General features: G+C 69.4%; 23 protein-coding genes. 11 read left to right on the top strand and 12 right to left on the bottom strand.

The genetic code is table 11. The features are described from left to right. Positions 1-131: 131 nt before the first annotated feature. Positions 132-1,802: a fumarate hydratase gene (locus tag ACZ4U1_RS28500; protein WP_467907003.1), complete on the bottom strand. Its 1,671-nt coding sequence runs from the start codon at positions 1,800-1,802 to the stop codon at positions 132-134. 145 nt (positions 1,803-1,947) lie between these two features. On the opposite strand from ACZ4U1_RS28500, the gene ACZ4U1_RS28495 reads away from it, so the two are divergent. Then, positions 1,948-2,637 (top strand): DUF1707 SHOCT-like domain-containing protein, encoded by a 690-nt coding sequence (locus tag ACZ4U1_RS28495; protein ID WP_467907002.1) that lies wholly within the window; start codon positions 1,948-1,950, stop codon positions 2,635-2,637. Between the two features lie 133 nt (positions 2,638-2,770). Next, positions 2,771-3,145 carry a WhiB family transcriptional regulator gene (locus ACZ4U1_RS28490; RefSeq protein WP_189301934.1) on the top strand — a complete coding sequence of 125 codons (375 nt, stop codon included), beginning with the start codon at positions 2,771-2,773 and terminating at the stop codon, positions 3,143-3,145. 111 nt (positions 3,146-3,256) lie between these two features. Here ACZ4U1_RS28490 and glpX read toward each other — a convergent pair whose 3' ends face one another. Next, positions 3,257-4,291, bottom strand: coding sequence for a class II fructose-bisphosphatase (glpX, locus tag ACZ4U1_RS28485; RefSeq protein ID WP_467907001.1), 1,035 nt, complete (start codon positions 4,289-4,291; stop codon positions 3,257-3,259). Positions 4,292-4,419: 128 nt separating this feature from the next. Between glpX and ACZ4U1_RS28480 the strand changes: the two genes are divergently transcribed. After that, on the top strand, positions 4,420-4,947 hold the full coding sequence (locus ACZ4U1_RS28480; protein WP_467907000.1) for a DUF4245 domain-containing protein: 528 nt from the start codon (positions 4,420-4,422) through the stop codon (positions 4,945-4,947). Between the two features lie 81 nt (positions 4,948-5,028). On the opposite strand, the gene ACZ4U1_RS28475 is transcribed toward ACZ4U1_RS28480, so the two are convergent. The 3 genes from ACZ4U1_RS28475 to xseA all read right to left on the bottom strand — a co-directional run bounded on the left by ACZ4U1_RS28475 (position 5,029) and on the right by xseA (position 7,183). Then, a complete protein-coding gene (locus tag ACZ4U1_RS28475) occupies positions 5,029-5,619 on the bottom strand; it encodes a malonic semialdehyde reductase (RefSeq protein ID WP_467906999.1) in 591 nt (196 codons plus the stop codon). A 131-nt stretch (positions 5,620-5,750) separates the two neighbouring features. Then, a complete protein-coding gene (locus ACZ4U1_RS28470) occupies positions 5,751-5,978 on the bottom strand; it encodes an exodeoxyribonuclease VII small subunit (RefSeq protein ID WP_189301942.1) in 228 nt (75 codons plus the stop codon). Further along, positions 5,975-7,183 (bottom strand): exodeoxyribonuclease VII large subunit, encoded by a 1,209-nt coding sequence (xseA, locus tag ACZ4U1_RS28465; RefSeq protein ID WP_467906998.1) that lies wholly within the window; start codon positions 7,181-7,183, stop codon positions 5,975-5,977. Before xseA ends, ACZ4U1_RS28470 begins: the two co-directional genes overlap by 4 nt. Positions 7,184-7,255: 72 nt before the next feature. Between xseA and ACZ4U1_RS28460 the strand changes: the two genes are divergently transcribed. Further along, entirely contained in the window at positions 7,256-7,879 is a 624-nt protein-coding gene (locus ACZ4U1_RS28460) for a hypothetical protein (protein WP_467906997.1), read from the top strand. A 98-nt stretch (positions 7,880-7,977) separates the two neighbouring features. On the opposite strand, the gene ACZ4U1_RS28455 is transcribed toward ACZ4U1_RS28460, so the two are convergent. Next, entirely contained in the window at positions 7,978-9,390 is a 1,413-nt protein-coding gene (locus ACZ4U1_RS28455) for an APC family permease (protein WP_467906996.1), read from the bottom strand. A 74-nt stretch (positions 9,391-9,464) separates the two neighbouring features. Between ACZ4U1_RS28455 and ACZ4U1_RS28450 the strand changes: the two genes are divergently transcribed. Then, positions 9,465-10,472 carry a 4-hydroxy-3-methylbut-2-enyl diphosphate reductase gene (locus ACZ4U1_RS28450; RefSeq protein ID WP_467906995.1) on the top strand — a complete coding sequence of 336 codons (1,008 nt, stop codon included), beginning with the start codon at positions 9,465-9,467 and terminating at the stop codon, positions 10,470-10,472. A gap of 29 nt (positions 10,473-10,501) precedes the next feature. Continuing rightward, entirely contained in the window at positions 10,502-11,248 is a 747-nt protein-coding gene (ppgK, locus tag ACZ4U1_RS28445; RefSeq protein ID WP_467906994.1) for a polyphosphate--glucose phosphotransferase, read from the top strand. 98 nt (positions 11,249-11,346) lie between these two features. Here the strand turns inward: ppgK and ACZ4U1_RS28440 are convergent, their stop codons facing one another. Continuing rightward, complete coding sequence (locus ACZ4U1_RS28440; RefSeq protein WP_467906993.1) at positions 11,347-11,826, bottom strand: DUF6542 domain-containing protein; 480 nt, start codon at positions 11,824-11,826, stop codon at positions 11,347-11,349. A 233-nt stretch (positions 11,827-12,059) separates the two neighbouring features. Between ACZ4U1_RS28440 and ychF the strand changes: the two genes are divergently transcribed. From ychF to ACZ4U1_RS28415, 5 genes are all read left to right on the top strand, one after another. Next, positions 12,060-13,148, top strand: coding sequence for a redox-regulated ATPase YchF (ychF, locus tag ACZ4U1_RS28435; protein WP_467906992.1), 1,089 nt, complete (start codon positions 12,060-12,062; stop codon positions 13,146-13,148). Between the two features lie 178 nt (positions 13,149-13,326). Further along, complete coding sequence (locus ACZ4U1_RS28430; RefSeq protein WP_467906991.1) at positions 13,327-13,851, top strand: Gfo/Idh/MocA family protein; 525 nt, start codon at positions 13,327-13,329, stop codon at positions 13,849-13,851. After that, positions 13,817-14,095, top strand: coding sequence for a hypothetical protein (locus tag ACZ4U1_RS28425; RefSeq protein WP_467906990.1), 279 nt, complete (start codon positions 13,817-13,819; stop codon positions 14,093-14,095). The genes ACZ4U1_RS28430 and ACZ4U1_RS28425 overlap by 35 nt, the downstream gene beginning before the upstream one ends. Then, a complete protein-coding gene (locus ACZ4U1_RS28420; RefSeq protein WP_467906989.1) occupies positions 14,092-14,712 on the top strand; it encodes a hypothetical protein in 621 nt (206 codons plus the stop codon). Before ACZ4U1_RS28425 ends, ACZ4U1_RS28420 begins: the two co-directional genes overlap by 4 nt. Before the next feature lie 37 nt (positions 14,713-14,749). Beyond that, positions 14,750-14,968: a hypothetical protein gene (locus ACZ4U1_RS28415; RefSeq protein ID WP_467906988.1), complete on the top strand. Its 219-nt coding sequence runs from the start codon at positions 14,750-14,752 to the stop codon at positions 14,966-14,968. 99 nt (positions 14,969-15,067) lie between these two features. On the opposite strand, the gene ACZ4U1_RS28410 is transcribed toward ACZ4U1_RS28415, so the two are convergent. From ACZ4U1_RS28410 to ACZ4U1_RS28390, 5 genes are all read right to left on the bottom strand, one after another. After that, positions 15,068-16,075 carry a sugar phosphate isomerase/epimerase family protein gene (locus ACZ4U1_RS28410; protein WP_467906987.1) on the bottom strand — a complete coding sequence of 336 codons (1,008 nt, stop codon included), beginning with the start codon at positions 16,073-16,075 and terminating at the stop codon, positions 15,068-15,070. A gap of 96 nt (positions 16,076-16,171) precedes the next feature. Next, the gene (gene iolE / locus ACZ4U1_RS28405) at positions 16,172-17,089 is read right to left on the bottom strand and encodes a myo-inosose-2 dehydratase (protein ID WP_467906986.1); all 918 of its coding nucleotides are present in this window, start codon (positions 17,087-17,089) and stop codon (positions 16,172-16,174) included. 17 nt (positions 17,090-17,106) lie between these two features. Continuing rightward, complete coding sequence (locus tag ACZ4U1_RS28400; RefSeq protein WP_467906985.1) at positions 17,107-17,652, bottom strand: hypothetical protein; 546 nt, start codon at positions 17,650-17,652, stop codon at positions 17,107-17,109. Positions 17,653-17,674: 22 nt separating this feature from the next. Then, positions 17,675-18,823, bottom strand: coding sequence for a ferritin-like domain-containing protein (locus ACZ4U1_RS28395; protein WP_467906984.1), 1,149 nt, complete (start codon positions 18,821-18,823; stop codon positions 17,675-17,677). A gap of 66 nt (positions 18,824-18,889) precedes the next feature. Next, entirely contained in the window at positions 18,890-20,800 is a 1,911-nt protein-coding gene (locus ACZ4U1_RS28390; RefSeq protein ID WP_467907046.1) for a GMC family oxidoreductase, read from the bottom strand. Positions 20,801-21,194: the final 394 nt, after the last annotated feature.

Genomic DNA, 21,194 nt, shown 5'->3' with positions numbered 1-21,194 from the left:
AAAACCCCCCGTGTCTTCCCCGCCACCCCCCTCCGCAGCCGGCGTGTGGGGTTCTTTTTCCCCCCCCCCTCCGTAACCCCGCCGCCCCCCCCCCCGGGGGGGGGTCCCCCCCCCCCCCCCCCCCCGCCGGGTCAGGCCAGCCCGGGACCCCGCACCGGAATGCTCGTGAACGTCGGCTGCGGAGCCGGGTCCTGGAAGAAGTCGTTGCCCTTGTCGTCCACCACGATGAACGCCGGGAAATCCTCGACCTCGATCTTCCAGACCGCCTCCATGCCCAGCTCCTCGTACTCCAGGACCTCCACCTTCTTGATGCAGTCCTGGGCGAGGCGGGCGGCCGGACCGCCGATGGAGCCGAGGTAGAAGCCGCCGTGCGCGTGGCACGCGTCGGTGACCTGCTTGCTGCGGTTGCCCTTGGCGAGCATCACCTTGGAGCCGCCCGCGGCCTGGAACTGCTCCACGTAGGAGTCCATACGGCCGGCCGTGGTCGGGCCGAAGGAACCGGAGGCGTACCCCTCGGGGGTCTTCGCCGGGCCGGCGTAGTACACCGGGTGGTCCTTCAGGTACTGCGGCATCTCCTCGCCCGCGTCCAGCCGCTCCTTGATCTTGGCGTGCGCGATGTCACGGGCCACGACCAGCGGACCGGTCAGCGACAGCCGCGTCTTGACCGGGTACTTGGTCAGCTCGGCGAGGATCGTGTCCATCGGCTGGTTGAGGTCGATCTTGACGACGTCACCCTCCGACTCCAGGTGCTCGTCCGTCGTCTCGGGCAGGAAGCGCGCCGGGTCGGTCTCCAGCTGCTCCAGGAAGACGCCCTCGGCGGTGATCTTCGCGACGGCCTGGCGGTCGGCCGAGCAGGACACGGCGATGGCGACCGGGCAGGACGCGCCGTGCCGCGGCAGCCGGATCACGCGGACGTCGTGGCAGAAGTACTTGCCGCCGAACTGCGCGCCGATGCCGATCTTCTGGGTCAGCTCGAAGACCTTCTCCTCCAGCTCCTTGTCCCGGAACCCGTGGCCGAGCGGCGAGCCCTCGGTCGGCGCGTTGTCCAGGTAGTGCGCGGAGGCGTACTTCGCGGTCTTCAGCGCGTACTCGGCGCTCGTGCCGCCGACGACGATCGCCAGGTGGTACGGCGGGCAGGCGGCCGTACCGAGCGAGCGGATCTTCTCCTCCAGGAACTTCATCATGGAGGCCTCGTTCAGGACGGCCTTGGTCTCCTGGTACAGGAAGGACTTGTTGGCCGAGCCGCCGCCCTTCGCCATGAACAGGAACTTGTAGGCGCCGCCGTCGGTGGCGTACAGCTCGATCTGGGCCGGCAGGTTGGAGCCGGTGTTCTTCTCCTCCCACATGGTGAGCGGAGCCATCTGCGAGTAGCGCAGGTTCAGCTTGGTGTAGGCGTCGTAGATGCCGTGGGACAGGTGCTTCTCGTCCTCGCCGGACGTCAGCACGTTCTGCCCGCGCTTGCCCATGACGATCGCCGTGCCGGTGTCCTGACACATCGGCAGCACGCCGGCCGCCGCGATGTTGGCGTTCTTCAGCAGGTCGAGCGCGACGAACTTGTCGTTGCTGGACGCCTCGGGGTCGTCGATGATCCGGCGCAGCTGCGCGAGGTGGGCCGGGCGCAGGTAGTGCTGGATGTCGTGGATGGCCTCCTCGGCCAGCTTGCGCAGCGCCTCCGGCTCGACCTTGAGGAACGTCCGTCCGTCGGGCCCCTCGACCGTGGAGACGCCCTCGGACGTCACCAGCCGGTACGGGGTGGTGTCCTCTCCCTGGGGGAGCAGATCGGTGTACGCGAACTCAGGCATCTCAGCCCATTCCTCACTCTGACGGACGGCGGCCCGCCGACGCTGGCGGGCCCGTCCAGCGTAGAACCTGCCGCCGACAGCGAACCTGTGAGGTAAGGCTCAGTCGGGGGTGTCGCGATCTATCGTGTGTGGGTACGCTGCTGCCGTGGACCTTCAGAAGCAGAGCGCCCCCACACCGCCCGCCGAGCTGCGCGCCTCCGACGCCGACCGCGACCGGATCGCCGACATCCTCCGCGAGGCCCTCGCCGAGGGCCGGCTGACCGCCGAGGAGCACGCCGAGCGCGTGGCCGGGGCGCTGGCCGCCAAGACGGTGGGGGAGCTGGAGGTCTTCATCCGCGACCTGCCCGCCGCCCACCAGCGCCCCGCCGCCCCCGCCTACACACCCGTCCCGCCCCGCCCCACCCCGGGCGCGATCCCGGCCGAGGCGGACGCCAACGTGGTGGCGGTGTTCAGCAGCGCCATGCGCCGGGGCCGCTGGCGGGCCGGGCGCCGGCTGCACGCGTACGCGGTCTTCGGCAGCGTCGAGATCGATCTCAGCGAGGCGATCTTCGAGTACCAGCAGGTGGTCATCAAGGCCGTCTCCGTCTTCGGTGACGTCCAGATCCGCGTCCCGGAGAACATCTCGCTGCGCGGCACCGGCGGCGGGGTGCTCGGCAACTTCGAGGTGAGCCCGCTGGACTCGGTCGACTCCGAGGCGCCGGTGGTCTACGTCGACGGCTGGGCCGTCCTCGGCAACGTGGAGGCGCGGCCCAAGCGGGGCAAGCGCGTGGCGGACATCCTGGAGCGGGTCCAGGACAAGGTCGACCGCAAGCTCCGCAGACACCTGGGGCATTGACGGTCCGACGGCCCGGGGGCGTGAACGGGCCGCCGCGCGCTCGCGGACGGGAACTCTGTGCATAGGCCCGCGCACAGCGGGTAGGCCTTGCTGCATCGTCTCTCGCTCGCGAAGCCGTCGTCAGGAGTAGACCGTGCTGCAACCGCCGCATTCGTCCCTGCAGGTAGCTGCCGTTCCGGCCCAGCGGGTGCCAGCGCGAGACAGGGACCAAGACGCCCCCTGGCACACCGAGGCGGTGTGCCGGCGCGACGAGGCCGGCCTGTTCTTCGCCCCGTCGAAGGAACCGACCGCGGCCCGGCTGTCCCGCGAGGAGGCGGCCAAGCGCGTCTGCTCCCGCTGTCCGGTCATGGTCGAGTGCCGCGAACACGCCCTCCTCCAGCCCGAGCCCTACGGCGTCTGGGGCGGTCTCACCGCGGCCGAACGCCGGGTGGTCCTGGCGAGGCGCCGCCGCAGGGACCTGGAACTGAAGAAGGCGGCAAGGGCGGCGGCGGACCGCATGGCGGGTTAGGCGACCGAAAACAGGGGGCGCGCGGTGCGCCCCCGAAGGGCGCGGGGAACTGCGCGACCGGTCACAGGCGACCGCACTCGCCGGCGGACGCGCAGCCCCTCCCCGTAGGCGCTACTTGGCCCGGTCGAAGTCGATCGCGCTGTAGGCCCGCAGCTTGCTGAGCCGGTGCTCGGAGAAGATCTTCCGCACCGTCCCCGACTTCGACCGCATCACGATCGACTCGGTCAGGGCGGTCTCCGACCGGTACCGAACCCCGCGCAGCAGCTCGCCGTCGGTGATCCCGGTCGCGACGAAGAACACGTTCTCCCCGGACACCAGGTCGTCCGTCGTCAGCACACGGTCCAGATCGTGCCCGGCGTCGATCGCCCGCTGCCGCTCCTCGTCGTCCTTGGGCCACAGCTTGCCCTGGATGGTCCCGCCCAGGCACTTCACGGCGCAGGCCGAGATGATGCCCTCCGGCGTACCGCCGATGCCGAGCAGCAGGTCGACGCCGGTGCCCTCGCGCAGTGCGTACACCGAGCCGGCCACGTCACCGTCGGAGATCAGCTTGATGCGCGCGCCGGCCTCCCGGACCTCCCGGATCAGGCCCTCGTGCCGCGGCCGGTCCAGGATGACGACGGTGACGTCCTCCGGCGAGGACCGCTTGGCCTTGGCGATCCGGCGGATGTTCACCTCCACCGGCGCGTTGATGTCGACGAAGTCCGCCGCCTCGGGGCCGGTGACCAGCTTGTCCATGTAGAACACGGCGGACGGGTCGAACATCGCGCCGCGCTCGGCGGCGGCGAGGACGGCGATCGCGTTCGGCATGCCCTTGGCCGTCAGCGTGGTGCCGTCGATGGGGTCGACGGCGATGTCCACCTCGGGACCGGTGCCGTCGCCCACCTGCTCCCCGTTGAAGAGCATCGGGGCCTCGTCCTTCTCGCCCTCGCCGATGACGACCACGCCGTTCATCGACACGGTGGAGACGAGGGTCCGCATGGCGCGCACCGCGGCACCGTCGGCGCCGTTCTTGTCACCGCGCCCCACCCAGCGGCCCGCGGCCATCGCGGCGGCTTCGGTCACCCGGACGAGTTCCAGGGCGAGGTTGCGGTCGGGAGCTTCGGAGGGAACGTCGAGCTCGGACGGCAGGTGATGATTTTCGGTCATCGGAGCGCACCTTTCTGATACGACGACGGCCGGATGAGGGTAGTGGACCCTGACTCTATCGTCGGGCAGACAAAATGAGCAGGGGACCCCACGGATGAGCGCATGGGGCACCTGCGACGATAGGGGGCGTGGCAGGTTCGAACGGCAAGCAGAAGACGGCCCGGGACATGGTTCTCTCCCTGGCCCTGATCGGCATCGCGGCGTTGGTCGTCTACTTCTTCGCCATCCCGCACGACGATCACTCTCCCGACCTCAAGCGGGTCGACTACCGGGTCGAGCTGCTCACGGCCCGCCGGGCGGCGAGCTACCCGGTGGCCGCGCCGGAGGGCCTGCCGAGTGCCTGGAAGGCGACCTCCGTACGCTTCCAGGGCGCGAACTCCGACCGCTGGCACCTCGGCTTCCAGACCCCGGACGGCCAGTACGTGCAGGTCGAGCAGTCCACGCAGAAGCCCGCCGACTTCATCGACCAGGCCAGCCAGGGCGGCTCGGCGACGAAGCGGACCGAGACGATCGACGGCCGTACCTGGACCCGCTGCACCGGCGGCCGGTACGACGCCCTGGTCCTGGAGGACACGCCCGGCTCCACCACGGTGGTCGCCGGCACCGGCTCCTTCGAGGAGCTGAGGACGATGGCGGCGGCACTGAGGATGAAGTGAGCCGGGAGGTGGCCGTACCACCTCCGTGCACGCGAAGAGGCCCCCAGCACCGCCGGGGGCCTCTTCGCGTACGCGGACTGCTCAGACGGTCGTGACGACGTCCTCGTAGGCCAGGCGCGGCGAGCGCGGGTACCAGGCGTCCGGGCCCGGCTTGCCGATGTTGACGACCATCAGCGGGGTGTGGTCGTCGTCCAGGAACTCCTTGCGGACGCCCTCGAAGTCGAAGCCGGTCATCGGGCCGGCGGCGAGGCCGGCGGCGCGGACGCCGACGATGAAGTAGGCGGCCTGGAGCGCGGCGTTCAGCGTGGCGGAGCCCTCGCGGGCCGGGCGCTCGGCGAAGAAGAGGTCCTTGGCCTGCGGGAAGGCCGGGAACAGGGCCGGCAGCTCCTCGTGGAACTCGTTGTCCGCGGAGAGGATCGCGACCAGCGGGGCGGCGGCGGTCTTCGCCTGGTTGCCCTCGGCCATGTGCCGCACCAGGCGCTCGCGGGCCTCGGGGGAGCGGACCAGGGTGATGCGCAGCGGGGTCTGGTTGAAGGCGGTGGGGCCGTACTTGACCAGGTCGTAGATCGCCTGGACCTGCTCCTCGGTCACCGGCTCGTCGGTGAAGGTGTTCGCGGTACGGGCCTCGCGGAACAGCAGGTCCTGGGCGGCGGGGTCAAGAACGAGAGACATGTGACTTCCTCGGATGCGCGTCCGGCCCGGAGCCCGGACCGGCTGACGGCACGACCCTACGACAGGCGAGGTTTAAGCTTCAACTAAAACGGGGGCGCGGTGACCCGCCTCACAACACGCGCGGGCCCCGCTCAGTCCTCGGCCTGCTCCGTCTCCTCCTCCTCGGCCAGCGCCGCGTCCAGCCGGGCCCGGGCCCCCTCCAGCCAGCGCCGGCACACCTTGGCCAGCTCCTCGCCGCGCTCCCACAGCGCCAGGGACTCCTCCAGGGTCGTACCACCCGCCTCCAGCCGCCGTACGACCTCGATCAGCTCGTCCCGCGCCTGCTCGTACGACAGCGCCTCGTCCACCTTGCTCGTCATTCGCTCACCTTCACTGTGAATTCACCGTCGGCGACGCGGGCGCGCAGCGCCTCGCCCGCCGTCACCTCTGCCGGACCGCGCACCACATGCCCGTCCGCCCGCTGCAGCACCGCGTACCCGCGCTGGAGCGTCGCCGCGGGGGAGAGGGCCACCACGCGCGCGTGCGTGTGCGTCAGCTCCGAGTCCGCGCGGTCCAGCAGATGCCCCAGGGTCCGCCGGCCGCGGTCGAGCAGCGCGGCCACGTGGTCGGCGCGCTCGTCGATCATCCGGTGCGGATCCTCGATCGACGGCCGCGCCAGCGCGTGCGCCAGCCCGCGCTGCTCCCGCTCCAGGAACGCCGCCGTGCAGCGCCGCGCCCGGTCCCGCAGCATCCGCACCCGCTCCAGCTCCTCGCCGACGTCCGGCACGACCTTCTTGGCCGCGTCCGTCGGCGTGGAGGCGCGCAGGTCGGCGACGTGGTCCAGCAGCGGGTTGTCCGGCTCGTGCCCGATCGCGGACACCACGGGCGTACGGCACTCCGCCACCGCCCGCACCAGCTGCTCGTCGGAGAACGGCAGCAGATCCTCCACGCTGCCGCCGCCGCGCGCGACGATGATCACGTCCACCTCGTCGATCGCGTCCAGTTCCTTGACCGCCTGCACGACCTGGGGGACGGCGTGCACGCCCTGCACGGGGACGTTGCGCACCTCGAAGCGGACGGCGGGCCAGCGGTGCCGGGCGTTCTCCAGCACGTCCCGCTCCGCGGCGGAGGCCCGGCCGCACACCAGCCCGATCAGCTGCGGCAGGAACGGCAGCGGTTTCTTCCGCTCCGGCGCGAACAGGCCCTCGGCCGCGAGCGCCTTCTTCAGCTGCTCCAGCCGGGCCAGCAGCTCGCCGACGCCGACGGGCCTTATCTCGGCGGCACGGAGGGAGAGCTGGCCCCGGGGGGCATACCACTCCGGCTTCGCCAGGACGACCACACGAGCGCCCTCGCCGACGACGTCCGCGACCGCGTCGAACACCTGGCGGTAGCAGGTCACGCTGACGGAGATGTCGTACGAGGGGTCGCGGAGCGTCAGGAACACGACGCCGGCGCCGGGCCGGCGCGACAGCTGCGTGATCTGCCCTTCGACCCACACCGCGCCGAGCCGGTCGATCCAGCCCCCGATCAGCCGCGACACCTCGCCGACGGGCAGGGGGGACTCCGGGGACGTGTTCACAGCCATGCCGCGAGACTAACGGCCGCCACCGACAAAACGGCTTCCGCGCCCGGGAGCGGCCATGCGAAGGTGATCGGCATGTCCATGGACCTCGGCTATCCCGTTCTGCGCACCACCGATCCCGCGCGCGCGTTGCGCACCGCGCGACGGCTGGTCGCGGTCGGGCACACGAAGGACGCGCGGGTGTGCGCGGAGATCGTGCTGCACGGGGCGGACGACGTGCTGCGCGCCCGGGACATCTGGCCCGGGGCGGCGTTCGTCCAGGACGGACCGCTCCAGTGGCAGGACGGCGAGCCCGTGGACCCCACCGGCCTGCTCATGGGACTCGTGGGCCGGGACGTGCCCGCCGACCCTGTCTTCCTCGCCGCGCACCTCCCGTTGCGGATGCATCTCTCGGAGCAGTCGCCGGGCAGCGTGGAGGACGACGTCGCGGTCGTGGCCGCGCGGAACGCGGGACGGCTGAACTGGTGGTGCCTGGGCTGGCCCGAGGTGCCCGAGCTCGGCCTGCACGCGGACCACAAGCATGCCGAGGTCTCGGTGCTGTTCAACGCCCCGACACCGGACCTGGAGGAACGCGCCGACGGTCACACCGTCCTCGTCCATGTCCGGTCCCGGGGCGACGAGGACTACCAGCGGCGCCAGGCGGCCTGGGTGGCCGGACACGCGGGGCTGCGCGTCATCGGCGACGGAATCCGGAGCTGACCCGCGGCACCTCCGACCCTGAGGGAGGCGGCAGTGGTCCGACGGAGGCGGCGGCCCCGCCCACCGGCCAGGACCGCACCGCCGCCCCGCTCCCGTGTTCAGCTGCCCTCCGCCGCGTCGCCCCGGCCCTCGGCCCCCGTGTCCGCCGGGGTGCCGTTGCGGCGCCGTCCGGAACGAGCCGCCAGCACCAGCAGGCCGGTCAGCAGCCACAGCGCCCCCACGGCCTGCGCGACCCCGGCCGCCTCCACGATCACCGCCACCGTGACCGCCGCCCCCGCCACCGGCACCAGCACATGCCGCCACCAGCTCATCTCCCCGCGCCGCACCGCGAAGTACCCCACCACGCTCGCGTGCAGCAGCGTGAACGCGGACAGCGCCCCGATGTCGACCACCGAGACGAGCCTGTCCAGGCCGTCGTCCCGCCGTGCGGCCCACCCCGCGGCGACCAGCGTGATCACCGCCGCGCACAGCAGCGCGACCCGCGGCACCCCGGAGTCCGTCCGGGCCAGCGCCCGTGGCAGCCTCCGGTCGCGGGCCATGGCGAACAGCAGCCGCCCGGCCGCCGCCTGCCCGGCCAGCGCGGCGAACGCCGCACCGACCGCCTTGCTCGCGGCCACCAGGTCGTGCAGCCACGTGCCGACGGCGGAGTCCACCGCGTCGTAGAAGGCCGAACCCTGCAGCGCGGGATCGTGCGCGAGCCGCGCGGACGTCGTCGGCTCCAGCAGCGCCACCAGGTACGTCTGCGCCACGAACAGCACCCCGGCCAGCGCCAGACAGAACAGCAGCGCCCGCGCCACCTTCGCCGAGCCCCCGGTGACCTCCTCGGCGAACGTCGCGATCGCGTCGAAGCCCAGGTAGGACAGGACCGCCACGGACACCGCGCCGAGCACCGCCGACAGCGCGAACCCGCCCTGCGTGCCGTCTCCGGACAGCGGCGACAGCAGCCCCCGCTGCGCCCCGTCCCGCGCCAGCACCACGACCGCCGACACGACGAACACCAGCAGGACCACGACCTCCAGGGCCAGGACGGCCAAGCCCACGCGCGCGGCGGCCCGTACGCCCCACAGGTTGAGGAGGGTCGTGACGACCACGGCCAGCGCCGTCCACACCCACCGGGACACCTCGGGGACCAGCGCGTTCATCGCGATGCCGGAGAAGAGGTACGCCACCGCGGGGATGAGCACGTAGTCCAGCATCGCCATCCAGCCCGCGACGAACCCGGCCCCGTTCCCGAGCCCCGCGCGCGCGTAGGCGAACACCGAACCCGCCTGCGGTACGACCCGCACCATCTGCGCGTAGCTGAACGCGGTGAAACCCATGGCGACCGTCGCCACCCCGTACACCAGTGCCACCGCGCCGTGCGACCGGGCGTCCAGCGTGCCGTACACCCCGACCGGTGCCATCGGGGCGATGAACAGCAGCCCGTACACCACCAGGTCCCGGAAGCCGAGGCTGCGGCGCAGCCCGTGGTGCGCGCCGGTCGTGGAAGCTGTCGTTCCGGTGTCGGACATACGCGTCAGTCTTCCCCGCGGGGCCACGGGGAAGCGATCCCGGCGCCGCCGAACGCACCCTTACGATGGGACGCATGACCGCTTCCTCTGGCCGCCGTGTCCTGCTCGCCGCCCCCCGGGGCTACTGCGCCGGCGTGGATCGCGCCGTGATCGCCGTCGAGAAGGCCCTGGAGCAGTACGGGGCCCCGATCTACGTCCGGCACGAGATCGTCCACAACAAGTACGTCGTGCAGACCCTGGAGAAGAAGGGCGCCATCTTCGTCGAGCGCACGGAGGAGGTGCCGCCCGGCAACATCGTCATGTTCTCGGCGCACGGCGTCGCCCCCGTGGTGCACGAGGAGGCCCGCCAGGGCCGGCTCGCCACCATCGACGCCACCTGCCCCCTGGTCACCAAGGTCCACAAGGAAGCCGTCCGGTACGCGGGCGAGGACTACGACATCCTCCTGATCGGCCACGAGGGCCACGAGGAGGTCATCGGCACCTCCGGCGAGGCCCCCGAGCACATCCAGCTGGTCGACGGCCCCGCGGACGTCGACAAGGTCGAGGTCCGCGACCCGTCGAAGGTGGTCTGGCTCTCCCAGACCACCCTCTCCGTGGACGAGACCATGGAGACCGTCGACGCCCTGAAGACGAAGTTCCCCGGGCTCGTCTCCCCGCCCAGCGACGACATCTGCTACGCCACGCAGAACCGGCAGCTCGCCGTGAAGCAGATGGGTGCCGAGGCCGAGCTGGTCATCGTCGTCGGCTCGCGCAACTCCTCCAACTCCAAGCGGCTGGTCGAGGTCGCCAAGCTCGCCGGCGCCCGCGAGGCCTACCTGGTGGACTTCGCCAGCGAGATCGACGAGGCCTGGCTGGAGGGCGTGAGCACCGTCGGCGTCACCTCCGGGGCCTCCGTGCCGGAGGTGCTGGTCGAGGAGGTCCTGCAGTGGCTCGCCGAGCGCGGCTACGGGGACGTGGAGCTGGTCAAGGCCGCCGAGGAGTCCATCACCTTCTCGCTGCCCAAGGAGCTGCGCCGCGACCTGCGCGAGGAGGCGGCGGCCCTGGTCGCCGAGCGCGGCGGAAGCGGTACACCCGAGGCGTGACTGTCCGTGCTCCGTCGTAACGTGGAGCCATGCAGATCTTCGGCGTGGACATCGGCGGATCCGGGATCAAGGGCGCCCCTGTGGACCTGGACCGGGGCGACCTGGCCCAGGAGCGCTGCAAGGTGCTCACCCCGCACCCGGCGACGCCCGACGGCGTCGCCGACGGGGTCAGGCAGGTGGTGGACCACTTCGGCTGGACCGGGCCGGTCGGCCTGACCTTCCCCGGAGTGGTCACCGGCGGCGCCACGGTCCGTACGGCGGCGAACGTCGACAAGAGCTGGATCGACACCGACGCGCGCGCGTTGTTCAGCGACCGGCTCGGCGGGCTCCCGGTGACCGTGGTCAACGACGCGGACGCGGCGGGCGTCGCCGAGATGGAGTTCGGCGCCGGGCGGGGCCGCCGGGGCACGGTGATCCTGCTCACCTTCGGCACGGGCATCGGCAGCGCCGTCTTCGTGGACGGCGCCCTGGTCCCGAACACCGAGCTGGGCCACCTGGAGCTGAACGGCCACGACGCCGAGAAGCGCGCCTCCAGCAAGGCCAAGGACGACCGCGGCCTCAGCTGGGAGCAGTGGGCGCACCGCGTCCAGAAGTACCTGGCGCACGTGGAGATGCTGTTCTCGCCGGAGCTGTTCATCATCGGCGGCGGGGTCAGCCGCAAGGCGCAGAAGTTCCTGCACCTCATCGAGGACGTCAAGGCCGAGATCGTGCCCGCGCAGCTGCAGAACAACGCGGGGATCGTGGGCGCGGCGATGAGAGCGGCCCAGCACGCCTAGGGGGTTTCGTTCGGATCAGGTCGGACCCGGGCTGATCCAAACCAAACCCCCTGGGACCCGGGCTGATCCGCACGTACCCCCGGCCGGGCCGGCTGCTGTCAGCTTCGCCGCCGGCGCCGCTGTACCCACCGCACCCGGCGCACGAGCACGATCAACGCGGCGGCGAGCGTCCCCCCGTACAGCCAGCCCGCCTGCGTGGCCAGCCCGGTGACCAGCCCCATCAGACGGCCGGGCAGTCCCCCGCCGCCCTCGGCGACCGGCAGCAGCCCCACGGCGAACGCGATCGGTGCGACGACGGGCGCGCTCAGCACGTCCCCCGCCCGCACCCACAGCGCGGTCAGCACGCACACCGGCAGGAACAGCACGCCGTAGACCGCCGGGGACGCGCCGAACAGCAGCTCGTCCAGGCAGCCGAGCAGGAACATCGCCGCCAGGCAGAACAGCCCGCTGCCGAGCCCGGTCAGCCGGGGGTTCGGCAGGTGCCGGGCAACCGGCGCCGGCCGGCGCGCACCGGCGGGCCGGCCCGCTCCACCGGGCCGGCGCCGTCCCTGCCGCGGCAGCGGGGGTGACGAGGGCACGCCACGTCGCGGTCCGTCGTTCGGGGGATGCGTTCCGTATTGCTCCACAGGGACCAACCTAGGTCTGTTTATGTGCCGAATCGGCCTCCAGACACGCCGGTGGCCGGAGCTTGGCCGGGGGTTCGGCGCATCCGTGAGGCGGGCGCGCGGGACGCCGTAAACTGGTGGATCGGCCAGTGTCGGTCTCTGGCCCCTGGCAGCCCCTGGCCCACTCAACTACGGGAAGTCGCAACGTGTCGCTCACGATCGGAATCGTCGGCCTGCCCAATGTCGGCAAGTCGACCCTGTTCAACGCCCTGACCAAGAACGACGTGCTGGCGGCCAACTACCCGTTCGCCACGATCGAGCCGAATGTCGGCGTGGTCGGCGTGCCCGACGCCCGTCTCGCCCAGCTGGCCTCGATCTTCAAGTCGGAGCGCATCCTCCCGGCCACGGTCGACTTCGTCGACATCGCCGGCATCGTCCGCGGTGCCTCCGAGGGTGAGGGCCTGGGCAACAAGTTCCTCGCGAACATCCGCGAGTCCGACGCGATCTGCCAGGTCATCCGTGCCTTCAAGGACGAGAACGTCGTCCACGTCGACGGCAAGGTCTCGCCCAAGGACGACATCGAGACGATCAACACCGAGCTGATCCTCGCCGACCTCCAGACCATCGAGAAGGTCCTCCCGCGCCTCCAGAAGGAGTCCCGGATCAAGAAGGACATCGCTCCCAAGGTCAAGGCGGTCGAGGAGGCCAAGGACATCCTGGAGAAGGGCGACACCCTCTTCTCCCACGGCATCGTCCAGGGCACCGAGCGCGCGGAACTCCTCCACGACCTGCACCTGCTCACCACCAAGCCCTTCCTCTACGTCTTCAACGTGGACGAGGACGAACTGGTGGACGAGGACTTCAAGAACGAGCAGCGCGCCCTGGTCGTCCCCGCCGAGGCGATCTTCCTCAACGCCAAGCTGGAGGCCGACCTCGCCGAGCTGGACGAGAAGGAGGCCCTGGAGCTGCTGGAGTCCGTCGGCCAGCACGAGCCCGGCCTCGCCACCCTCGCCCGCGTCGGCTTCGACACCCTCGGCCTCCAGACCTACCTGACGGCCGGCCCCAAGGAATCCCGCGCCTGGACCATCAAGAAGGGCGCCACCGCCCCCGAGGCCGCCGGTGTCATCCACACCGACTTCCAGAAGGGCTTCATCAAGGCCGAGGTCATCTCCTTCGACGACCTCCTCGAAGCCGGCTCGGTCACCGAGGCCCGCGCCAAGGGCAAGGCGCGCATGGAGGGCAAGGACTATGTGATGCAGGACGGGGATGTGGTGGAGTTCCGCTTCAACGTGTAGCGGGTGACGTAACACCACTTCGCTGATCTGGCAAACGTGCAGGTCAGAAAGGGCCCGACTCTTCGGAGTCGGGCCCCTGGTTTTTCCCGTGCTGGGATGGTGCTGGGATGGCTGACGCCTCGCCACCTGTCATCTGCCCTCGCCTCCGGCCGTCCTACGCGCGGACGTGATGCTGGCCGTGCGACGCGATCCCGGCTACTTCCGCGGCTGGCGCCGTACCTACGCCACCGCCGGCGGAGTGCTGCACCAGCAGGCCATCCACGGCCTGGCACTCGCCCTGCGGATCGTCCCCGGCGACGTCGAGGCGGTCGACGCAAAGGTCGCGCGCTGCCGGGGCTTGGCCGAGACCGAGGACCGAGTCACAGCCGTCGTCACCCTGACCGGCGGGACCGCGGTCCACATCGACGCACGCGTGGACCACTCCGGCCCGTCGGCCCACGAACTCATCCTCCACCTTGCCGACGGACGCCTCCTTCGGGTACGTGGCCGGAACCTCGAAGCCGGACTCGGTATTCCGGTCACCGCTCCCACCCATGAGGAACTGCGGCGCGCGATGTACGCCGCAGTTCTGGACGCCGCCGACGGGCGTCCGCCCCCTCCCTGCCTGTTCCCGCTGACGGCGCTGCGGCGCCCGCTGGAGGTGATCGACCGTGTCTACCGTGACGCCCGTGTCGTACGGGTTACGGACTCCGCTGCCGCATGAACTGCCCGCCGAGTTCGGCCCGTGCCGCATCGGGCTGCTGTGGCGCAACGGCGCCGCGTACGACGACCCGGCATCGATCGAGATCACCACCGCCCACCAGGCACCGCCCGGGGCGACGGAGGAACTGGTGCGGGCCACGCTGTCCCGGACCGACTGGATGGATGACCTGCTGGCCGGTCGCTACCTGCCCACCATCGAACCGGTCGAGAATCTGCTCGTTGAACTGGAACGGGCTGCCGGATGACCGCGCACCGACTCACCACCGGCCACTGCTCGACCCTCCTCGTACTGCCCGAGAAACTGGACACCGCGCCCGCGCAGGCCGTCGACCGGTCCCTGCCTGGCGGCTGGACCCTGGAGGCAGCGCCGGACACCAAGGCGGCGGCCGACGTCGAGATCACCACAGGGGCGGCGGCTGTCACCGTCGAGAAGGACACCGTGCGCCTGCGACTACCCGCCGCCGTGGCCGCCTCGGACACCCTGGCCTACGCCACCTACACCGCGACCGAACGCATCCGCCAGCAGCAGCACAGGGTCACCGTGCACGGCACCGCCCTGATCGCACCCGACGGACAGGCGGTCTTGCTGATCGGAACGAAGGGCGTCGGCAAGACCTGCACTGCGATCGCCCTCGCGGCGCGCGGCTGGACCACGCCGGTGACGACCTGGTCGTCCTCGGCGAGCGAGGCGACGGTGGCCTTGCGGTGTGGCCGGGGAAGCCCACCGCAGCCATCCGTGACCCGACCCGACCCCTCGCGCCCAAGCCACGCTACCTTCTGGAGCCGTTCGCCACCGTCCCGGCGTCACTGGCGAGGGTCGTGCGCGTGGCCGTCCACCCGGATCTGGCTCAAGCCTCGATGACGCCCGCAGTGCCGCTCTCGGTGAACGAGCGGCTGCGGTGCACGAGATGCTGGCCCGCTACATCTCCGGCCTGCCCACTCCGGTAACCGGCGTCTCAGGAGTGCCGTACGGCCCGGTGTGGCCGCTGGACACCCCCGCCCTGGCCCGCTGGCGCAGTCACCTCATCACCGCGCTCGCGGGCTGCCGTTTCGACTACCTGCACGCCCCCGACCCCGAGACGGCCGCCGACCTGCTGACCAAAGAGGGGACCACATGAAGGCTGCCGCGATCCTGCCCAGCCGCAACGAGCCGGCCACCATCAGCGCCGTCACCACCGCCGTCGACACCGCCCTCGGCAACGTGGCGACGGTCATCGTCAACGCCGACTCCTCCGACACCCCGACCACCACCGAAAACTTCGCCGCCACCGGCACCCGGGCGAAGAAGGCGCCGCTGGCCGGCCTGACGCGGGGCAAGGGCGCCCAGATCCTGGCCGCTGCACGCCGTCCGGAACTCGCCGACGCTTGATCCCGGCCTCGGCGACCTCGTAGGCGCTCGGTACGCTCGGTACTGGCTCGTCCTCCATGGGGATCCAGAACTTCCGCCTGGTCAGCCGCAACGAAGCGTGGAACTCCGGGATGGCGTTGAAGACTTCGATGAGCAGCGGTCCGTCGTACACGGGCAGGATGGGCTCGAGGAACGTGCGCCAGGGGATCCAGCTGTCCGCGACTTCGCCGCGGTCCGGCGGGGACACCTGCACGTAGTGCAGGCGCCGCTGACCGACGGCATCCCGGATGCCGCGGAGGGCGGCCTCCGGGCCGCTGCTGCCGAGGACGACGTGGGAGCTGTCCACGCACACGCCGATCTGCGGACTGCGCAGGTCGGCGAGGAAGTCGAGCACGTCGCGCACCATGTTCGGAGCCGGTGTCTCCCAGTGGTCGACGGGTTCGATGGCGACCTGGACGCCCTTCTCCGCCGCGTATTCGCCGAGCCGCTCGAAGAGCGGCTGCGCGATCTCGTACCGGGGCCGCAGCCAGTCCTGCAGGGCGTCACTCCACAGCGGTTCGCCGTTGAGGGTGGGAAAGACGTTGTAGGGGAACAGGACGGGGCCCGCCATGATGGTGCCGCGCAGGGCCGCTGTGATGTCCACTCTGGACTTGAGGTAGGCCAGGGCCGCCTCGCGTTCCTCGGCCTTCAGCGATGCGGGGTCGTAGGCCGGTGTCGTGGCCACGTTGGTGGTCAGACCTACGTTGTCCAAGCCGGCCGCGTCGAGAGCCTTCCTGAGCTGTTCGTAGCGGGGTACGTCCGCTTGGGGATCGCCCGTGCCGTTCGGGAAAACGGGGAGGTCGAAGCCCGTGTACCCGATGTCCTGCAGTTTCTTCATGTGCCTGACGATGACCTCGGTGTACTGGGGGGTCATCCGGGTGCAGGTTGACGGTGAACATGAAGAAGCTGAGGTAGATGTCGCGTGTGCTCATCGTTACCACCCCAGGACTTCGGTGAGGTAACGACGAGCCATCTTGGCGTAGGTCAGCGGGTGTGCTGTCGCCGGGTGCTGTTCGGCCTCGACGACCAGCCAGCCCTCGTAGTCGGCTTCCGCCAGCGTCGAGAGGATGGGCTTGAAGTCGATCGCGCCTTCCGGGTCTCCGGGCACGGTGAAGACGCCTTCCAGGATTCCCTCCTGGAAGGACAGGTGGTTGCTCTTCACCTTGTCGACCACGGGCTGGCGGACGTTCTTGAGATGAACGTGCTTGATCCGCTGCTTGTGCCTTTCCGCGGCCGTGAGCGGGTCGTCGCCCGCGAACCGGAGATGCCCGGTGTCGAGCAGCAGATGCACGTGGTCCGGGTTGGTGTTCTCCATCAACCTGTCGATGTCCGCGGCCGTCTGCACGCCGGTGCCCATGTGATGGTGGTAGCACAGCCGCATTTTCTTGTCCGCGGCCAGCTTACCGATTTCGTTGAGCCCGCTGGCGAGGAGATCCCATTCTTCCTTGGTGAACTCCGGGCGGTGCTTGAAGACCGGGATAGGTTGCAGGTGGGACGACCGCCCGAATTCTGCGACCACGATGTCCTTGCCGCCCACTTTTTCGAGGAACTGTAGCTGCCTCTTGAAGTTTTCGACGGTCCGGTCTTTTTCGCCGATGGTGAAGTAGGTGCTCACCCAGGGCTCGGACACCTTCAGGCCGCGCAGGTCGAGTGCCTTGTTCAGTGCGGCGGGATCGGCCGGGTACTTGTGACCGATGCTGCAGCCCTGGAATCCGGCGAGCGCCATCTCGCTCACGCATTGCTCGAACGGGATGCCGATGTCGATCAGCGGAAAGTCGTCGTTCCACCAGAGTGTCGGCGTCACGCCGAGTGACACCTTGTCGGGACCCAGGTTCGGGACCGTGCCGGTCATGACACTTCCTCCTCTTGTCAGTCCTCGAATACGGGCGGATTGACCCATGATCCGTAGCCCGGCGCCTTAGCGCCGGACGGGTGGGCGCCGATCGCCCGCCACAACAGCCCCTCGGTGTAGGCGTCGGGAGAGACCACGAACAGCGGTTTGCGTTCGGCTCCGCCGTGCGCGGGATCTTCCCCGGCCGGCTGTCGTCCGGACGTGGCCTGCAGGGACCGGCTTTCCTCGGGCCGGCTGTCGTCCGGGACGGCGGGCTTCGCACCGCTCCGTCCGGGCGCCGTCCAGGCCGCGACGTCCATGCGCCCCACCAGTTCCGGGCCGTACCAGACGCCGACGTACCAGAGCTTGATGATGCTGTTCACCACTGGATCGGAGGGAACGGCAGAGGGATCGGACCCCATCGCCTTCCGGAGCGCGTCCAGCCCTTCTTGATTCACGGCCGTCTTGTAGTACTCCTCCGCCTGGCCGGTTCCCCAGAGGTCGAACTCGCTGAACCCGGTCACAGCGGCAGAGAACTTCACGAAATCGTGCAGATTATTTTCTGCGTCCGTTGTCTGCGTCATGATCCCGCCTCCTTCGACGGCCTCAGCCGTAGATCTCGAATGTCGGGCCGGCATTCTGCCCTGAATGCCCTGCGAGCGGGTTGCGGACGAGCCGGTTCATGCTGTCGCGCATGCGGAACATCTCCCAGACCGCCTTGAGCAGAAGGTCGGGCTGACCGTTGTAGGCCAGATTGATGTTGGTCAGGAAGGTGGCGTAGAACTGGTTGAATTCCTCGGCCGCCGCCAGGATTTCCGGGTCTCGCGAGAGGTCCACCATCTTGATGTCCGGCTTCACCGGATAGACGGCATCCCAGTCGACGTGCAGAACCGGGCCGGAAGGCTCGTTCGGCTCATCGCCCTTCTGGTAGTACCGCCCTTTCTCCAGCTGCTGGAACCTGTAGTAGTGGGCGAGTTCGTCCTGGCTGTCGTAGATGCCGCCGTACAGCCCTTCACCCTGCTCCGCGACGAGGGTGAGCGCCGCGACCGCGCTGTCGCGGCCGGTCACCACGATCACATCGCCACCACCGGAGTAGAAGTACTCGGGAGTCACCTGGCGGGCGGGATCACCGGTGAAAATCGTCGTCCCTGCCTGACGGGCCTGGTCCTCCAGGTGGTTGATGCCCCGGATGATCTCCTCGTAGAACTCACCGATGCTCGAGAAACGCTTGGTGGGATCCCCGGGGACGAGGCCGAAGACCGACCCGGACTGCTCGAGTTCCGCCAGTTTCTCCGGTGGCGGCGCCGCGCCGTTGGCCGTCAGTCCGAGGGGCGCCCAGTCCATCGGTACGAACCTGTCTTGCTCGGTAGCTACCTCTGGGGGTTTCTCGATCTTCAGGAACGTGTCGAGAGCCTCGGGCGAGAACGGCCGGAGATGGACATCGAAGTAATCGGGACCACACGGCAGGCGCGTCGGGTAATCCGGCACGAATCCCGGCTTGGTGAGGTCCGGCTTCCCGCCCACGGCGTTCAGGACGTTCGCGACCAGGGTGAGGTGCAGCATCTCCTCGACGGCCACGACCCTGATGATGTGCCGGGCATCCGAGTTCGTCCCCGGACGCAGCGAGTAGAGCGCGGTCAGGTAGGGCGGGAGCGTCGCATGCTCCAGCTGGAGCCCTTTGTAGAGGTAGTCGTACAGCTCCTCGATGGTCTTGATCTTGGGGTCCGGAGCGGGCTCTGATTCTGAGACGGACATGTTCCCCCAATCGTGGGAGGTGGACGGTGGGCGGTGTCGCGTTCAACTCGCCGGTCTGTGAGCCGTCTAGCTGCGGACGACGGCCGGCGCCTTCGCGGCGCGCAGGTACTTGACGATGTGGGCCGCACTGCGGAAGGCGAGTGCCGCCATGGTCAGGCTGATGTTGGACGTCCCGATCGAGGGCATGCTGCCGGGCCCGACGAGGTAGAGGTTGTCGTGGTCCCACGAGTGCTGGGTGTGGTCGACCACGGAGTGTGCCGGGTCGGTCCCCATGATGTGCGTGCCCGCCAGATGGTTGCCGCCCACGATGTTGTACCACTGGCCGTTGTACTCGACGGCGCTGGAGCGGTTCTTGTCGTACGTTGTGCAGTCCTCGGCGCCGAGCTTCTCGAAGATGTCGGTCGCGAGCTTGCGGGCGAACTCGGCGCCCCGCATGGTGTAGGGCGGGATCTTGAGCGACACGACCGGCTTCAGGTTGCCGAGGGCATCCTTGTACCGCTCGTCCACGGTGACCGTGTTGTTCCGGTCGGGCAGCAGGTCGATCATGAAGGCCAGCAGAAGCTGCCGGGAGATCTGGTTGCCGAGTGTCCTGCGCAAGTCCCGTCCGCGCAGGCCCTGCTTGTCCACGTGTTCGACCAGGTCCGTGTAGGGCGAGCCGGTCGCCCACCCCCAGCCTTCGTTGTGGATGTCCACGCCGAAGCCGGCCTGGGTTCCGCGGAATCGCCCGCCACGCAGGTCGGTGATCCCGCTCGTGCAGACCGTGCCTCGCATCGTGCCGGCCGGCTTGGGCAGCAGGCCCCAGGTCAGCAGGTACGCGTGGTCCATCAGGTTGCGGCCGATCAGCTTGCTGCGGCTCATGCGCTGCATGTCGGAGGCCAGCATGAGCCGGGCGTTCTCGATGGCGTGCGCGCAGAGGATGTAGACGGCACCCTCCACCGTGTGCTCCGTGTACTTCTCGGAGCTGAGCGACTCGTATTTCTTGAAGGTGATCCCGGCTACCCGTTGGTTGTGCTCGTTGATCTCGATCTTGGACGCGACGGCCTGGGTCACGATTTTGACGTTGCCCTTGCTGAGCGCCTTGGCCAGCGTCTTTCCCGAGTGGTATTTGGCCTGCACCGGGCAGATCGGGACGCAGTTGGTGTTGCCCTGGCAGCGCTCGCCCTCTTCCGCCTGGCTCGTGCTCACCGCGCCGACCGGGACGAAGCCCTTGCCGCCGTCGTACGCGGCGTTCGGCACGCCGTTACGGGCCTGCGGAAAGCTCCGCACCTGGAGGGTGTACTCGTCGTCCGCCAGGTTGACCCGCATGCCGTCCACACCCCGGGCGACCACCTGGTCGAGATAGGACGGCGGCATGCGGTGCATCGGGAACACGTATCCCTTCGGGAAATGCATTCCCAGGTACGCCTGGTCCTCGACGTCGGCGGCCACGCCCAGTTCGGCCTCGGCCTTGCGGTAGTAGGGTTCCAGGTCGTCATAGTTGAGCGGCCAGTTCAGGCCCTGGCCGTATTTGGTGCGCAGGTCGAAGTCCTCGGGAAGCATGCGCAGCGTTTTCCCCTCCCAGTGCATGGAGGTGCCGCCGAGGACCCGGGTGAAGGTGGTGTCCGTGCAGTACTTGTCCTCTTGCACGAGGTAGAAGTCGTCTCGGGGTGTGTTCGGATTCACCGGCATGGTGTCGGTGCTCCTGGGCATCCGGGCGTTCGGGTTGAACGGGTACGGAGACTGGTTGTCCTTGACGACCGCGCCGTAGAACCGCGACAGGTACGACTCGTACTCGGCGAGGTCCAGGTCCTTGCCGGGGCCGGCTTCGAGAAGCAACACCCTGTAGCCCGCCTGGCCCAACTGCTCGGCGACGATGGAGCCTGCCATGCCGCCACCGACGATGACGGCATCCCACACTTCTTGAGCAGCCTCCGCGGCGCTGGTCTGTGTCGCGGCACCGGCTGGAAAGATCACCGGGTCTGTACCGTCGTAAGACATCATTGATGCCCCTTGTCGTGTCTGGGGGTGACCTCACCCCGGTTACGGGCAGAACAGCCCGGTGACAGATCCCACCAGCCGTCAGAACGGATGGTGATTGATTGCTATCGAAGGCCGCCCCTGCCACTAGCAAGGAGAAACAGCTTGGAATCGGAGTTCAAGCTGGACATAAGGAAAGCAGGCATCTCGGCCACCGATGAACCACTGAGGGCGTCCCGTAATCCCAGCGGGTCCCGCCGCCGACTGCGGTCGCTCGCCGCGTTGACGGACAGTCCGCGTACGTCGCATACGAAGACCGCCCTGCGCTTTGCGATTGACGAAATCTGACGTTGTTCGCTGATCCACTGAGGACCGCGGGAGAGCCTCAGTACGAGGCTTGCATAGACGCTGTTAT

The organism is Streptomyces sp. NPDC028928 (assembly GCF_055564915.1).
Note: the sequence above shows the minus strand (reverse complement) of the source record. Positions and strands in the feature narration are given on the sequence as shown.

Coding starts and splice junctions, on each gene's coding strand:
- ACZ4U1_RS28500 (WP_467907003.1), bottom strand. CDS start 1,802: ATGCCTGAGTTCGCGTACACCGATCTGCTCCCCCAGGGAGAGGACACC.
- glpX (WP_467907001.1), bottom strand. CDS start 4,291: ATGACCGAAAATCATCACCTGCCGTCCGAGCTCGACGTTCCCTCCGAA.
- ACZ4U1_RS28475 (WP_467906999.1), bottom strand. CDS start 5,619: ATGTCTCTCGTTCTTGACCCCGCCGCCCAGGACCTGCTGTTCCGCGAG.
- ACZ4U1_RS28470 (WP_189301942.1), bottom strand. CDS start 5,978: ATGACGAGCAAGGTGGACGAGGCGCTGTCGTACGAGCAGGCGCGGGAC.
- xseA (WP_467906998.1), bottom strand. CDS start 7,183: ATGGCTGTGAACACGTCCCCGGAGTCCCCCCTGCCCGTCGGCGAGGTG.
- ACZ4U1_RS28460 (WP_467906997.1), top strand. CDS start 7,256: ATGTCCATGGACCTCGGCTATCCCGTTCTGCGCACCACCGATCCCGCG.
- ACZ4U1_RS28455 (WP_467906996.1), bottom strand. CDS start 9,390: ATGTCCGACACCGGAACGACAGCTTCCACGACCGGCGCGCACCACGGG.
- ACZ4U1_RS28450 (WP_467906995.1), top strand. CDS start 9,465: ATGACCGCTTCCTCTGGCCGCCGTGTCCTGCTCGCCGCCCCCCGGGGC.
- ppgK (WP_467906994.1), top strand. CDS start 10,502: ATGCAGATCTTCGGCGTGGACATCGGCGGATCCGGGATCAAGGGCGCC.
- ACZ4U1_RS28420 (WP_467906989.1), top strand. CDS start 14,092: ATGACCGCGCACCGACTCACCACCGGCCACTGCTCGACCCTCCTCGTA.
- ACZ4U1_RS28410 (WP_467906987.1), bottom strand. CDS start 16,075: ATGAAGAAACTGCAGGACATCGGGTACACGGGCTTCGACCTCCCCGTT.
- iolE (WP_467906986.1), bottom strand. CDS start 17,089: ATGACCGGCACGGTCCCGAACCTGGGTCCCGACAAGGTGTCACTCGGC.
- ACZ4U1_RS28400 (WP_467906985.1), bottom strand. CDS start 17,652: ATGACGCAGACAACGGACGCAGAAAATAATCTGCACGATTTCGTGAAG.
- ACZ4U1_RS28395 (WP_467906984.1), bottom strand. CDS start 18,823: ATGTCCGTCTCAGAATCAGAGCCCGCTCCGGACCCCAAGATCAAGACC.
- ACZ4U1_RS28390 (WP_467907046.1), bottom strand. CDS start 20,800: ATGTCTTACGACGGTACAGACCCGGTGATCTTTCCAGCCGGTGCCGCG.